Annotated in this window: 11 protein-coding genes; all 11 read left to right on the top strand. The window is 70.3% G+C overall.

What is annotated here, in order from left to right:
* The first annotated feature begins 111 nt into the window (after positions 1-111).
* The gene (gene uvrC / locus AB0D46_RS18785) at positions 112-2,172 is read left to right on the top strand and encodes an excinuclease ABC subunit UvrC (RefSeq protein WP_362878691.1); all 2,061 of its coding nucleotides are present in this window, start codon (positions 112-114) and stop codon (positions 2,170-2,172) included.
* The gene (rapZ, locus tag AB0D46_RS18780) at positions 2,169-3,128 is read left to right on the top strand and encodes an RNase adapter RapZ (RefSeq protein WP_362878690.1); all 960 of its coding nucleotides are present in this window, start codon (positions 2,169-2,171) and stop codon (positions 3,126-3,128) included. Before uvrC ends, rapZ begins: the two co-directional genes overlap by 4 nt.
* Complete coding sequence (yvcK, locus tag AB0D46_RS18775; protein WP_362878688.1) at positions 3,125-4,189, top strand: uridine diphosphate-N-acetylglucosamine-binding protein YvcK; 1,065 nt, start codon at positions 3,125-3,127, stop codon at positions 4,187-4,189. The genes rapZ and yvcK overlap by 4 nt, the downstream gene beginning before the upstream one ends.
* Positions 4,180-5,175, top strand: coding sequence for a DNA-binding protein WhiA (whiA, locus tag AB0D46_RS18770; protein WP_362878686.1), 996 nt, complete (start codon positions 4,180-4,182; stop codon positions 5,173-5,175). The genes yvcK and whiA overlap by 10 nt, the downstream gene beginning before the upstream one ends.
* Positions 5,176-5,318: 143 nt before the next feature.
* The gene (locus AB0D46_RS18765; protein ID WP_362878684.1) at positions 5,319-8,279 is read left to right on the top strand and encodes a M14 family zinc carboxypeptidase; all 2,961 of its coding nucleotides are present in this window, start codon (positions 5,319-5,321) and stop codon (positions 8,277-8,279) included.
* Positions 8,280-8,487: 208 nt separating this feature from the next.
* A complete protein-coding gene (gap, locus tag AB0D46_RS18760; RefSeq protein ID WP_362878682.1) occupies positions 8,488-9,495 on the top strand; it encodes a type I glyceraldehyde-3-phosphate dehydrogenase in 1,008 nt (335 codons plus the stop codon).
* 132 nt (positions 9,496-9,627) lie between these two features.
* A complete protein-coding gene (locus tag AB0D46_RS18755; RefSeq protein WP_362878680.1) occupies positions 9,628-10,848 on the top strand; it encodes a phosphoglycerate kinase in 1,221 nt (406 codons plus the stop codon).
* 6 nt (positions 10,849-10,854) lie between these two features.
* Complete coding sequence (gene tpiA, locus AB0D46_RS18750; RefSeq protein ID WP_362878678.1) at positions 10,855-11,643, top strand: triose-phosphate isomerase; 789 nt, start codon at positions 10,855-10,857, stop codon at positions 11,641-11,643.
* Between the two features lie 133 nt (positions 11,644-11,776).
* Complete coding sequence (gene secG / locus AB0D46_RS18745; protein WP_362878819.1) at positions 11,777-12,007, top strand: preprotein translocase subunit SecG; 231 nt, start codon at positions 11,777-11,779, stop codon at positions 12,005-12,007.
* A 165-nt stretch (positions 12,008-12,172) separates the two neighbouring features.
* A complete protein-coding gene (locus tag AB0D46_RS18740) occupies positions 12,173-12,508 on the top strand; it encodes an RNA polymerase-binding protein RbpA (protein ID WP_007263454.1) in 336 nt (111 codons plus the stop codon).
* Positions 12,509-12,675: 167 nt separating this feature from the next.
* Positions 12,676-14,331, top strand: a complete 1,656-nt coding sequence (gene pgi / locus AB0D46_RS18735) for a glucose-6-phosphate isomerase (protein WP_362878817.1) — start codon at positions 12,676-12,678, stop codon at positions 14,329-14,331.
* Positions 14,332-14,373 lie beyond the last annotated feature (42 nt).

The raw sequence follows: 14,373 nt of genomic DNA, 5'->3' as shown, positions 1-14,373 counted from the left end.
ACCCCGGCGACCCCGGATCCGCCGCGTCCGCCCGTCCGCCGACGCCCGCCCGCCGGCTCCGTACGGACGGCGTACGGCCCGTTGTCGGTGCGCGCCAGTAGGGTGGGCGGCATGGCCGACCCTTCCAGCTACCGCCCCAAACCCGGGCAGGTCCCCGACTCCCCGGGGGTCTACAAGTTCCGCGACGAGCACCGCCGGGTGATCTACGTCGGGAAGGCCAAGAGCCTGCGCCAACGGCTCGCCAGCTACTTCCAGGACGTCGCGAACCTGCACCCGCGCACCGCCACCATGGTCACGACGGCCGCCTCCGTCGAGTGGACGGTGGTCTCCACCGAGGTCGAGGCGCTCCAGCTCGAATACTCCTGGATCAAGGAGTTCGACCCCCGGTTCAACGTCAAGTACCGGGACGACAAGAGCTACCCCTCCCTCGCCGTCACCATGAACGAGCAGTACCCGCGCGTCCAGGTGATGCGCGGCCCCAAGAAGAAGGGCGTGCGCTACTTCGGCCCGTACGGGCACGCCTGGGCCATCCGCGAGACGGTCGACCTGATGCTGCGGGTCTTCCCCGTCCGGACGTGCTCCGCGGGGGTGTTCAAGCGGTCCGCGCAGATCGGCCGCCCCTGTCTGCTCGGCTACATCGGCAAGTGCTCGGCGCCCTGCGTCGGCCGGGTCACCCCGGAGGAGCACCGCGAACTCGCCGAGGACTTCTGCGACTTCATCGCCGGCCGCACCGGCACCTACCTGTCCCGCCTCGAAGCGAGCATGCACGAGGCCGCCGAGGAGATGGAGTACGAGAAGGCCGCCCGGCTGCGCGACGACATCGGGGCGCTGCGCCGGGCCATGGAGAAGAACGCCGTGGTCCTCGCGGACGCCACCGACGCCGACCTGATCGCCGTCGCCGAGGACGAGCTCGAAGCCGCCGTGCAGATCTTCCACGTACGGGGCGGGCGCGTCCGCGGCCAGCGCGGCTGGGTCACCGACAAGGTGGAGGCCGTGGACACCGCCGGCCTCGTCGAGCACGCCCTCCAGCAGCTCTACGGCGAGGAGAAGGGCGAGGCCGTCCCCAAGGAGGTGCTGGTCCCGGCGCTGCCGGAGGACACGCCCGCGCTGAACGAGTGGTTGGCCGAGCGCCGCGGCTCCCAGGTGAGCCTGCGCATCCCGCAGCGCGGGGACAAGAAGGCCCTCATGGAGACCGTCCACCGCAATGCCCAGCAGTCCCTCGCCCTGCACAAGACCAAGCGCGCCGGCGACCTCACCACCCGCTCCCGGGCCCTGGAGGAGATCGCCGAGGCCCTGGAGCTCGACGGCGCCCCGCTGCGCATCGAATGCTTCGACATCTCCCACCTGCAGGGCGACGACGTCGTGGCCTCCATGGTCGTCTTCGAGGACGGGCTCGCACGCAAGAGCGAGTACCGCCGCTTCCAGATGAAGACCTTCGAGGGGCAGGACGACGTCCGCTCCATGCACGAGGTGGTCTCCCGGCGCTTCCGCCGCTACCTCCAGGAGAAGCTGAGGACGGGGGAGTGGTCCCCCGAGGACGGCCGGGCCGCGCAGGTCGCCCAGCACCCCGAGGACCTCCAGGACGCGCGGGACGGCGAGGTCCCGGCCGAGGACGACGGCAGGCCCCGCCGCTTCGCCTACCCGCCGCAGCTCGTCGTGGTCGACGGCGGGAAACCGCAGGTCGCCGCCGCCAAGCGGGCCCTGGAGGAGCTCGGCGTCGACGACGTGGCCGTGTGCGGGCTGGCCAAGCGGCTGGAGGAGGTGTGGCTGCCCGGCGAGGACGACCCGGTCGTCCTGCCCCGCACCAGCGAGGGCCTCTACCTGCTCCAGCGGGTCCGTGACGAAGCCCACCGCTTCGCCATCCAGTACCAGCGCAGCAAGCGGGCCAAGCGGCTGAAGTCCGGGCCGCTCGACGAGGTGCCAGGCCTCGGGGAGAGCCGCAAGCACGCCCTGATCAAGCACTTCGGTTCGGTGAAGAAGCTGAGACAGGCGACAATCGACCAGATCTGCGAGGTCCCGGGCATAGGTCGCAAGACCGCCGAGACCGTGGCCGCGGCCCTCGCGCAGGCGGTACCCGCCGGTCCTGCCGTCAACACGGCGACAGGAGAGATCATGGAGGACGAGACCCCCGCACCAGCGGGAGCACCGTCCGAACGGGGGACCGAGCAATGACCGAGCACGAGTCCGAACGCAAGACCGAGCACGACCGAGACGGAGCACAGGTGAGTACGGGCACGACCGTGGAGCCCGGCGACAACGCCGAGGCGGCCATCCCCGAACTGGTGATCATCTCCGGCATGTCCGGAGCCGGCCGCAGCACGGCGGCCAAGTGCCTGGAGGACCTCGGCTGGTTCGTCGTCGACAACCTGCCGCCCGCGCTGATCCCCACCATGGTGGAGCTCGGCGCCCGCTCCCAGGGCAACGTGGCGCGGATCGCCGTCGTCGTCGACGTACGCGGTCGCCAGTTCTTCGACGCGCTGCGCGAGTCCCTCTCCGACCTCGACAGCAAGGGCGTCAACCGGCGCATCGTCTTCCTGGAGTCCTCCGACGACGCCCTGGTCCGCCGCTTCGAGTCGGTCCGCCGCCCGCACCCCCTCCAGGGCGACGGCCGCATCACCGACGGCATCGCCGCCGAGCGTGACCTGCTGCGCGAACTGCGCGGCGACGCCGACCTGGTCATCGACACCTCCAGCCTGAACGTGCACGAACTGCGCGCCAAGATGGACGCCCAGTTCGCGGGCGACGAGGAGCCCGAACTGCGGGCCACCGTCATGTCCTTCGGCTACAAGTACGGCCTGCCCGTGGACGCCGACCTCGTCGTCGACTGTCGCTTCATCCCCAACCCGCACTGGGTCCCGGAGCTGCGCCCCTTCACCGGGCTCAACGAGGAGGTGTCGGGGTACGTCTTCAGCCAGCCCGGCGCCAAGGAGTTCCTCGACCGCTACACCGAGCTGCTCCAGCTCATCGCCACCGGCTACCGCCGCGAGGGCAAGCGGTACGTGACGATCGCGGTCGGCTGCACGGGCGGCAAGCACCGCAGCGTGGCCATGTCCGAGAAGCTCGCCGCCCGCCTCGCCTCCGAGGGAGTCGAGACCGTCGTCGTCCACCGGGACATGGGGCGCGAGTGACCGGACGGACCCTGCGGCTGCGCCGCCTGCGCCGCTCCGCCCCCGCGGGCGAAGAGGGCGCGGGCCGCACCGGCCGCCGCGGCGCGGCGCCCAAGGTGGTCGCCCCCAAGGTCGTCGCCCTGGGCGGCGGCATGGGGCTGTCGGCCTCCCTCGCCGCGCTGCGCCGGATCACCGGCGAGCTCACCGCGGTGGTCACCGTCGCCGACGACGGCGGCTCCAGCGGCCGACTCCGGGAGGAGCTCGGCGTCCTGCCGCCCGGCGACCTGCGCAAGGCCCTGGCCGCGCTGTGCGGGGACGACGAGTGGGGCCAGACCTGGTCCCGCGTCATCCAACACCGCTTCCAGTCGCGGGGCGACCTGCACGAACACGCGGTCGGCAACCTGCTGATCGTCGCCCTGTGGGAACAGCTCGGCGACCCCGTCCAGGCCCTCGACCTGGTCGGGAAACTCCTGGGCGCCCAGGGCCGCGTGCTGCCGATGTCGGCGGTGCCGCTGGAACTCCAGGCGCTGGTCAAGGGGCACGATCCGGCCCGCCCGGAGGACGTCGACACCGTCCGGGGGCAGGCCACGGTGGCCCTCACCCCGGGCGAGGTGCTCTCCGTGCAGGTCGTGCCGCGTGACCCGCCGGCCGTGCCGGAGGCCGTCGCCGCGGTGCTCGACGCCGACTGGGTGGTGCTCGGTCCGGGGTCCTGGTTCTCGTCCGTCATTCCGCACCTGTTGGTACCGGAACTGCTCGACGCGCTGGTGCAGACGAAGGCGAGACGGGTGCTGTCGCTGAACCTCGCGCCGCAGCCCGGCGAAACAGAAGGCTTCTCTCCGCAGCGTCATTTGGAGGTTTTGGCCCGACACGCCCCTAAACTCGCCCTGGACGTGGTGCTGGCCGACGAGGCCGCCGTGCCCGATCGCGAGTCCCTCGCCGATGCCGCAAAACGGTTCGGTGCCGCGGTCGAGCTGGCGCCGGTGGCCCGACAGGACGGCTCTCCGAAACACGACCCGGAGCTGCTGGCCGCCGCGTACGACCGTATTTTTCGGATGCATGGAAGGATCGGCCCATGGCGATGACGCCCGCGGTGAAGGATGAGATCTCTCGCCTGCCCGTCACCCGGACCTGCTGCAGGAAGGCGGAGGTCTCGGCGATCCTTCGGTTCGCGGGCGGCCTGCACCTGGTGAGCGGCCGCATCGTCATCGAGGCGGAACTCGACACCGGGATCGCCGCGCGCCGGCTGCGCAAGGACATCCTGGAGATCTTCGGACACTCCTCGGACCTGGTCGTGATGGCCCCGGGCGGTCTGCGCCGGGGCAGCCGCTTCGTCGTACGGGTCGTGGCGGGCGGCGACCAGCTGGCGCGTCAGACGGGCCTCGTCGACGGTCGTGGCCGGCCCATCCGGGGCCTGCCCCCGCAGGTGGTCTCCGGGGCCACCTGTGACGCGGAGGCGGCCTGGCGCGGTGCCTTCCTCGCCCACGGCTCCCTCACCGAACCGGGCCGTTCCTCCTCCCTGGAGGTCACCTGCCCCGGACCGGAGGCCGCCCTCGCCCTGGTCGGCGCCGCCCGCCGGCTGTCCATCGCCGCCAAGGCCCGGGAGGTGCGCGGCGTGGACCGGGTCGTGGTCCGCGACGGCGACGCCATCGGCGCCCTCCTCACCCGCCTCGGCGCCCACGAGTCGGTGCTGGCCTGGGAGGAGCGGCGGATGCGGCGCGAGGTCCGCGCCACCGCCAACCGGCTCGCGAACTTCGACGACGCCAACCTGCGCCGCTCGGCGCGGGCCGCGGTGGCCGCCGGAGCCCGGGTGCAGCGCGCCCTGGAGATCCTGGCCGACGAGGTCCCCGAGCACCTCGCCGCCGCCGGTCGGCTGCGCATGGAGCACAAGCAGGCCTCCCTGGAGGAACTGGGCGCCCTGGCCGACCCGCCGCTGACCAAGGACGCGGTCGCCGGCCGGATCCGTCGCCTCCTGGCGATGGCCGACAAGCGGGCCCAGGACCTCGGCATCCCGGGCACCGAATCCAACCTCGACCTCAGCGAGGAACTGGCCGACAACATGTCGGTCTGACCCGCCCCCGCCCGTACGCCACAAGGGGCCCGCACGCTCACCCGTGCGGGCCCCTTCGCGGTACGCCCCATTGACATGAGCACGGGCCGCTCGTGAGCCTGGCGTCCGCACGCTTTCGTGGCAGACGACGCCCAGGGGGGCACATGAGGCACCGCGCGAGAACGATCCTCGCCGCAACCGCATTCGTCATCGGAACCACATTGGCCGCGCTACCCGCCGCGGCCCAGGCCCAGCCCGCACCCGGCACCGGATCCGGCGCCGACGAGGTACGGGTCTACGACGCCGACATCACCCGCGAGCAGGTCCCGCTCGTGCTCGCGGCCGGCCAGGACGCCCACGAACTCGCCGAACGTGCCCCGGAGAGCGGCACCGCCAAGGTCGAACTCTTCCTCACCGGCGGCCAGGCCGAGCAACTCGCCGCCCAGGGGATCAAGCTCGCCGAACGCAAGGCGTCCACCCAGGGCCTGGCCCGCGCCAAGGCCGCCGGGGACGGGGTGTTCCGCCCGTACAGCGGCAAGGGCGGACTCCAGGAGGAGATCCTGAGCACCGCCCGGGAGCACCAGGCGCTCACCAAGGTCGTCTCCATCGGCAAGACCGTCCAGGGCAAGGACATCCTCGCGCTCAAGGTCACCAAGAACGCCAAGAAGGGCAAGGACGGCGACAAGCCGTCCGTGCTCTACATGTCCAACCAGCACGCCCGCGAGTGGATCACCCCCGAGATGACCCGGCGGCTGATGCACCACACGCTCGACAACTACGGCAAGGACCCGCGGGTCACCCGGCTGGTGGACTCCACCGAGCTGTGGTTCCTGCTCTCCGCCAACCCCGACGGATACGACCACACCTTCACCGCCGACAGCGCCCGACTGTGGCGCAAGAACATGCGCGACAACAACGGCGACGGAAAGATCACCGGCGGCGACGGCGTCGACCTCAACCGCAACTTCTCCTACAAATGGGGCTACGACAACGAGGGCTCCTCACCGAACGCGTCGAGCGAGACCTACCGGGGCCCCCAGGGCGGCTCCGAACCGGAGACCCGCGCCCTCGACGCCTTCCAGAAGCGGATCGGCTTCGAGTACGCCATCAACTACCACTCGGCCTCCGAACTGATCCTCTACGGCGTCGGTTGGCAGGTGGCCACCCCCACCCCGGACGACGTCGCCTACCAGGCCCTGGCGGGCACCCCGGAGAAGCCGGCCGTCCCCGGCTACTACCCCCAGCTGTCCTCCGAGCTGTACACGACCAACGGCGAGGCCGACGGCCACGCCGCGAACGTCAACGGCACCATGATGTTCACCCCCGAGATGACCACCTGCCAGACGGCCTCCGAGATCGATCCGAACGACCCGTGGAAGCCCGAGGACTGCGCCTCCGGCTTCAACTTCCCGGACGACGAGAAGCTCATCCAGGGCGAGTTCGCCAAGAACATCCCCTTCGCGCTGACCGTCGGCGAGAGCGCCGCGCACCCGGACCAACCGGCCTCCGCCGTCGGCCTGAGCGCCGCGGACTTCACCCCCGACCCCTTCACCACCTCCTGGGCCGGCCGCGGCGAGGACCAGACGGTCTCCGTCACCGCCCGCAAGGCCCTGCGCGACAAGGAGCTCAACTACCGGATCAACGGGGGCCGCACGCACGACGAGGACCTCAGGGCCTGGAAGGGCGGCGACGTCTACGGCGGCGAGGACAACAACTGGTTCGACGAGTACCGCGCGAAGATCGACGGCGCCCGCCCCGGCGACAAGGTCGAGGTCTGGTTCACCGGCCGCGACCGCTCCGGCAAGCAGGTCTCCGGCGAGCACTTCACGTACACCGTCGCCGAACGGCCCCGCGCGGACGTCCTCGTCATCGCCGAGGAGGGCACGAAGGCACAGCACGCCGCGGCCTACGTGGACGCGCTGCGCGCCAACGGGAAGTCCGCGGCCGTCTGGGACGTGGCGACCCAGGGCGTCCCGCACCACCTCGGGGTGCTGTCGCACTTCGGGACCGTCGTCCACTACACCGGCGCCAAGACCCCCGGCGGCGACACCCAGCTGGCGGTCCGCGACTTCCTCAACGAGGGCGGCAAGCTCATCGAGGCCGGTGAACTGGCGGGCGGCAACGCCCAGGTCGGCCGGGCCGTGACCAACGACTTCAGCCAGTACTGGCTCGGCGCCTACGGACGGGCGAGCGTCGGCGCCCCCACCGGCTTCACCGGCACCGGAGCCCTGAACGGCTCCGAGGCGGGCCTCGGCGACGCGGCGGGCAACCCGCTCAACGCCCCGGGCGCCTACACCGTGACCTCCGAAACCCTGCAGCCCGCACAGTTCCCGCAGTTCAGGAGCGCCCAGGCGGGTCAGTACGCCGGGGTGGCCAACCCGTACGCGCCCTACGCCGGCGCCGGGATGGCCTCGGCCACCCACGCCGACGACGACTGGAAGCGGCTCACCCGCACCATCGACCTCACCGGGGTCACCGCCGCCGACCGGCCGCAGCTGAAGCTGGCCCTCAACTGGAACACCGAGGAGGGCTACGACCACGCCGCTCTGGAGGCCCGTACGGCCGGCGGGGACGACTGGACCACGCTCCCGGACACCGGCGGGCTGAGCTCGACCACCGTCCCCGCGGAGTGCGAGGCGGGCTTCCTGCTGAACGGGCACCCGTTCCTGCGCCGCTACCTCACCCTCGACGGCGGCGGCTGCGCGCCGCAGGGCACCAGCGGCAGCTGGAACAGCTTCACCGGCTCCTCCGGCGGCTGGAAGCAGGTCACCTTCGACCTGAGCGCCTGGGCCGGCAGGTCCGTCGAGGTCTCCCTCTCCTCCATCACCGACCCGGGCTCCGGCGGCCGCGGCGTGTTCGCGGACGAGGCCCGGCTCAACGTCGGCGGGGCCGACCGGGCCGCCGAGGGCTTCGAGACCTCCCTCGGCACCTGGACCGCGCAGGGCGCCCCGGCCGGAAGTCCCGATGTTCCCGGCGATTGGTCCAGGACCGGCGAACTGTTCAAGTCCTACGCGTCGGTCACTACGCGTGACACGGTGCTCCTCGGCTTCGGCCTCGAACACGTGCCGGCCGCAACGGACCGCGCCCTACTCGTCGGTAAGGCGCTCCGAGCGCTGAACCGCTGATCAGCGCCCCTCCCGTCACTCACCCTGAGTGACGGGCACGAAGTCCCGGGGGGCCCGTGCCCGCACCAGTGGTACGGCCCCCGGGGCGTGTCAGGCCTCGATCGATGTCACTCCAAAGCTCACGGAGAGGTAGGGTCGTAAGCGGTCGGGGACATCCCATACAGCTCGCCGGCGGACAGGCCGGCGCACCCAACGAGGAGATCGGTTCGTGACGATCCGCGTAGGCATCAACGGCTTTGGCCGAATTGGCCGCAACTACTTCCGGGCGCTCCTGGAGCAGGGAGCGGACATCGAGATCGTCGGTGTCAACGACCTGACTGACAACGCGACCCTGGTGCACCTGCTCAAGTACGACACCATCCTGGGTCGCCTCAAGGCCGAGGTCTCCCACACCGACGACACCATCACGGTCGACGGCAACACCTTCAAGACGTTCGCCGAGCGTGACCCCGCGAACCTCCCCTGGGGCGAGCTGGGCGCCGACATCGTCATCGAGTCGACCGGCATCTTCACGAAGAAGGCCGACGCCGCCAAGCACATCGCGGCCGGCGCGAAGAAGGTCCTCATCTCGGCTCCGGCCAAGGACGAGGACATCACGATCGTGATGGGCGTCAACCACGACAAGTACGACGCGGCCAACCACCACGTCATCTCCAACGCCTCCTGCACCACCAACTGTGTGGCGCCGATGGCCAAGGTCCTCGACGAGAACTTCGGCATCGTCAAGGGCATGATGACGACGGTCCACGCGTACACGAACGACCAGCGCATCCTGGACTTCCCGCACTCGGACCTGCGCCGCGCCCGCGCCGCCGCCGAGAACATCATCCCGACGTCCACCGGTGCCGCCAAGGCCACCGCGCTGGTCCTCCCGCAGCTCAAGGGCAAGCTGGACGGCATCGCGATGCGCGTCCCGGTCCCCACGGGCTCGGTCACCGACCTCGTACTGGAGCTCTCCCGCGAGACCACCGTGGAAGAGATCAACGCCGCCTTCCAGAAGGCCTCCGAGGGCCAGCTGAAGGGGATCCTCGACTACACCGAGGACGCCATCGTGTCCTCGGACATCGTCAACTGGCCGGCCTCCTGCACCTTCGACTCCTCCCTGACGATGGTGCAGGACGGAACGCAGGTTAAGGTCGTCGGCTGGTACGACAACGAGTGGGGCTACTCCAACCGTCTCGTCGACCTCACCGTCTTCGTCGGCGGTCAGCTCTAAGTACGCAGGGCAAGGCACCACGATGTGAGTACAGGGTCCGGGTGGCGCGATGGAGCGCCGCACGGGCCCTGTTGCTTGCCTCGTTCTCCCTTCCTCGCCCTTCGGGTGAAGGCATCAAAGGAGTAGAAACACATGAAGACGATCGACGAACTGCTCGCCGAGGGCGTCAAGGGCAAGCGGGTCTTCGTCCGCGCGGACCTCAACGTCCCGTTCGCCAAGGGCACCACCACGATCACCGACGACGGCCGCATCCGCGCCGTCCGGCCGACCGTCGCGAAGCTCGCCGAGGCGGGCGCCCGCGTGGTCGTCGCTTCGCACCTCGGCCGCCCGAAGGGCACCGGCGTGGAGCCGGAGTTCTCCCTCGCCCCCGCCGCCGCCCGCCTCGGCGAGCTGCTCGGCGCGGAGGTCGCGTTCGCCACCGACACCGTCGGGACGTCCGCCAAGGAGACCGTCGCCGCCCTCACCGACGGCCGGGTCGCCGTTCTGGAGAACCTGCGCTTCAACGCCGGTGAGACCTCGAAGGACGACGCCGAGCGCGGCGCCTTCGCGGACCAGCTCGCGGAACTGGCCGATGTCTACGTGGGCGACGGCTTCGGCGCCGTCCACCGCAAGCACGCCTCGGTCTTCGACCTGCCCGCGCGCCTGCCGCACGCGGCCGGTTACCTCATCGCCACCGAGGTCGGCGTCCTGAAGAAGCTGACCGCCGAGGTCGAGCGCCCGTACGTGGTGGTCCTCGGCGGCGCCAAGGTCTCCGACAAGCTCGCCGTCATCGACGAGCTGCTCGGCAAGGCCGACCGCATCCTCATCGGCGGCGGCATGGCCTACACCTTCCTCAAGGCCCAGGGCCACGAGGTCGGCATCTCCCTGCTCCAGGAGGACCGGATCCCGGTCGTCACGGAGTACATGAAGCGTGCCGAGGAGACCGGCGTCGAACTGGTCCTCCCGGTCGACATCCTGGTCTCGTCCGAGTTCCCGGACCTGAAGACCAAGGCCCCGGCCGACTTCGAGACCGTCGACGCGGACAAGATCCCCTCGGACAAGGAGGGCCTGGACATCGGCCCGAAGACGCGCGAGCTCTACGCGTCGAAGATCGCCGATGCCAAGACCGTCTTCTGGAACGGTCCGGTCGGCGTCTTCGAGCACCCCGACTACGCGGACGGCACCACCGCCATCGCGCAGGCCCTCGTCGACAGCGACGCCTTCACCGTCGTCGGCGGTGGCGACAGCGCCGCGGCGGTCCGCATCCTGGGCTTCGACGAGAACGCCTTCGGTCACATTTCCACCGGTGGCGGCGCCAGCCTCGAATACCTCGAAGGCAAGACGCTCCCCGGCCTCGCTGCCCTGGAGGGCTGAACCCACATGACCGCAGTTGAAAACGGCCGCACCCCGCTGATGGCGGGCAACTGGAAGATGAACCTCAACCACCTCGAGGCCATCGCCCACGTCCAGAAGCTCGCCTTCGCACTGGCCGACAAGGACTACGACGCCGTCGAGATCGCGGTCCTGCCGCCCTTCGTCGACCTGCGCTCGGTCCAGACCCTGGTCGACGGCGACAAGCTGAAGATCAAGTACGGCGCCCAGGACATCTCGCAGCACGACTCCGGCGCCTACACCGGCGAGATCTCCGGCCCGATGCTGGCGAAGCTGAAGTGCTCCTTCGTGGCCGTCGGCCACAGCGAGCGCCGCCAGTACCACGGTGAGAACGACGAGATCTGCAACGCCAAGGTCAAGGCCGCGTACAAGCACGGGATCACGCCGATCCTGTGCGTCGGCGAGGGCCTCGACGTCCGCAAGGCCGGCGAGCAGGTCCCCCACACGCTGGCGCAGGTCGACGGCGGCCTCAAGGACCTCCCGGCCGAGCAGGCCGAGTCCATCGTGATCGCGTACGAGCCCGTCTGGGCCATCGGGACCGGCGAGGTCGCCACCCCCGAGGACGCGCAGGAGGTGTGCGGGGCGATCCGCGGCCGCCTCGCGGAGCTGTACTCGCAGGAGCTGGCCGACAAGGTCCGCATCCAGTACGGCGGCTCGGTGAAGTCCGGCAACATCGCCGCGATCATGGCCCAGCCCGACGTCGACGGCGCCCTGATCGGCGGCGCGGCACTGGACGTGGACGAGTTCGTCAAGATCGCTCGCTTCCGCGACCAGTGAGTATGCGGTAGGGCGGATCCGTCGTACCCTTGCGGGGGCCAGGGGCTGCACCGGCAGCCGCTGGCCCCCGCGCCCGTCGCAGGCCCGGTGAAACAAGCCCAGAATGCCCAGAAAGTAGGAATCAGCCGTGATTATGGGGTTCTCGATCGCCCTGGTCGTCTTCAGCGCCCTGCTGATGCTGCTCGTGCTGATGCACAAGGGCAAGGGCGGCGGCCTCTCCGACATGTTCGGCGGCGGCATGCAGTCGTCGGTCGGTGGTTCCTCCGTGGCGGAGCGCAACCTGGACCGCATCACCGTCGTGGTCGGCCTGCTGTGGTTCGCCTGCATCGTCACGCTCGGTCTCTTCATGAAGACGAGCAGCTGACCGGTTTTGGTCATTGCGGCGGTACCGGCCACCGTGACGGGCCTATCCTGAGGTCCGGCGTTCCGGTTGCGGAACCAGTGATTCTGCTCGGCTTCACGTAGACCGGGGCGCCCTCAGCGGGAATTCCTCACGCTTTGCGGCACCATCACGCAGGGAGTTACGACCGTGGCAAGTGGCAACGCGATTCGTGGAAGTCGGGTCGGAGCCGGGCCGATGGGCGAGGCCGAGCGCGGCGAATCCGCGCCCCGCCTGCGCATCTCCTTCTGGTGCTCGAACGGGCACGAGACGCAGCCCAGCTTCGCCAGCGACGCGCAGGTGCCCGACACCTGGGACTGCCCGCGCTGCGGATTCCCGGCCGGACAGGACCGGGACAACCCGCCCGCCCCGCCGCGCACCGAGCCCTACAAGACGCACCTCGCGTACGTCCGGGAACGGCGCACGGACGCCGACGGCGAAGCCATCCTCGCCGAGGCGCTCGCGAAGCTCCGCGGCGAGATCTGAGACTCGGCGCGAACCTGAGCAGCACTCAAGAGTGACCGGGGGCCCGGTCCGTGGGAGTACGAATCCCGCGGGCCGGGCCCCTTTGTGTGCGTTGTCCGCCTTCGGATCCCTTAGGTTTGGAGGCGGCGGGGCACAACAGGACAGGAAGAAGTGGGTTGATGTCCGAGATGAACGCAGACAGCCGTACGAGGCTCAACCGGACGCCCGAGTGGAACGCACTCGGCAAGCACCGCGACGAGTTGGGGCAGACGCATCTGCGGGAGCTGTTCGAGACCGACCCGGACCGGGGCACCAACTACACCCTGCGGGTCGGGGACCTGTACATCGACTACGCGAAGCACCTCGTCACGGACGAGACGCTCGCGCTGCTGCGCGAACTGGCGTCCGCCACCGGCGTGGCGGAACTGCGGGACGCCATGTTCCGCGGCGAGAAGATCAACACGACCGAGGACCGGGCCGTCCTGCACACCGCGCTGCGCGCGCCGGCCGGCGCCGTGGTCGAGGTGGACGGCGAGAACGTCGTACCCGACGTGCACGAAGTCCTCGGCAGGATGCGGACCTTCTCCGACCGCGTCCGGTCGGGGGAGTGGAAGGGCCATACCGGCAAGCCGATCAAGAACGTCGTCAACATCGGCATCGGCGGATCCGACCTCGGTCCGGCGATGGCGTACGAGGCGCTGCGCGCCTTCACCGACCGCTCGCTGACCGTGCGCTTCGTGTCCAACGTGGACGGCGCCGACCTGCACGAGGCCGTGCGGGACCTGGACCCGGCCGAGACCCTCTTCATCATCGCGTCCAAGACCTTCACCACCATCGAGACCATCACCAACGCCACCTCGGCGCGCACGTGGCTGCTGGCGGGCCTCGGCGGTGACCAGGCCGCGGTGGCGCGACACTTCGTGGCGTTGTCGACCAACGCCGAGAAGGTCGAGGAGTTCGGCATCGACACGGCCAACATGTTCGGGTTCTGGGACTGGGTCGGCGGACGCTACTCCTTCGACTCGGCCATCGGGCTCTCGCTCATGATCGCCGTCGGCCCGGACGCCTTCGAGGAGATGCTCGGCGGCTTCCACTTGATGGACGAGCACTTCCGCACGGCGCCGCCCGAGCAGAACGCCCCGTTCCTGCTGGGCCTGTTGGGGATCTGGTACGGCGGCTTCCACGACGCGCAGTCGCACGCGGTCCTGCCCTACAGCCACTACCTGTCGCGCTTCACCGCGTACTTGCAGCAGCTGGACATGGAGTCGAACGGCAAGTCCGTCGACCGGGACGGCAACCGGGTGGACTGGCAGACCGGACCGGTGGTGTGGGGCACGCCCGGCACCAACGGGCAGCACGCGTACTACCAGTTGATCCACCAGGGGACGAAGCTGATCCCCGCCGACTTCATCGGGTTCGCCCGGCCCCCGGCCGAGCTGCCGCCGACCCTGGCGGCCCAGCACGACCTGCTGATGGCGAACTTCTTCGCGCAGACGCAGGCCCTGGCCTTCGGCAAGACCGCCGAGGAGGTCCGGGCGGAGGGCGTCGCCGAGGAGCTCGTCCCGCACAAGACGTTCCGCGGCAACCACCCGACGACGACGATCCTCGCCGGCGAGCTGACCCCGTCGGTCCTCGGCCAGCTGATCGCGCTCTACGAGCACAAGGTGTTCGTCCAGGGCGCGGTGTGGAACATCGACTCCTTCGACCAGTGGGGAGTCGAACTGGGCAAGGTCCTCGCCAAGCGGCTGGAGCCGGCTCTGACGGAGGGCGCGGACACCGGGTCCCTGGACCCGTCGACCCGGACCCTGGTGGCCGCCTACCGCGAGCTGCGCGGCCGCGCCTGACCCGCGCACGAAGGGCCCGGCCCCCGCGACCGAACGGTCGCG

The organism is Streptomyces sp. NPDC048383, from assembly GCF_040651775.1.
In the GTDB taxonomy this organism is placed as follows: Bacteria; Actinomycetota; Actinomycetes; order Streptomycetales; family Streptomycetaceae; genus Streptomyces.
The sequence above is the reverse complement of the archived record's forward strand: the minus strand, read 5'-3'. Positions and strand labels throughout refer to the sequence as shown.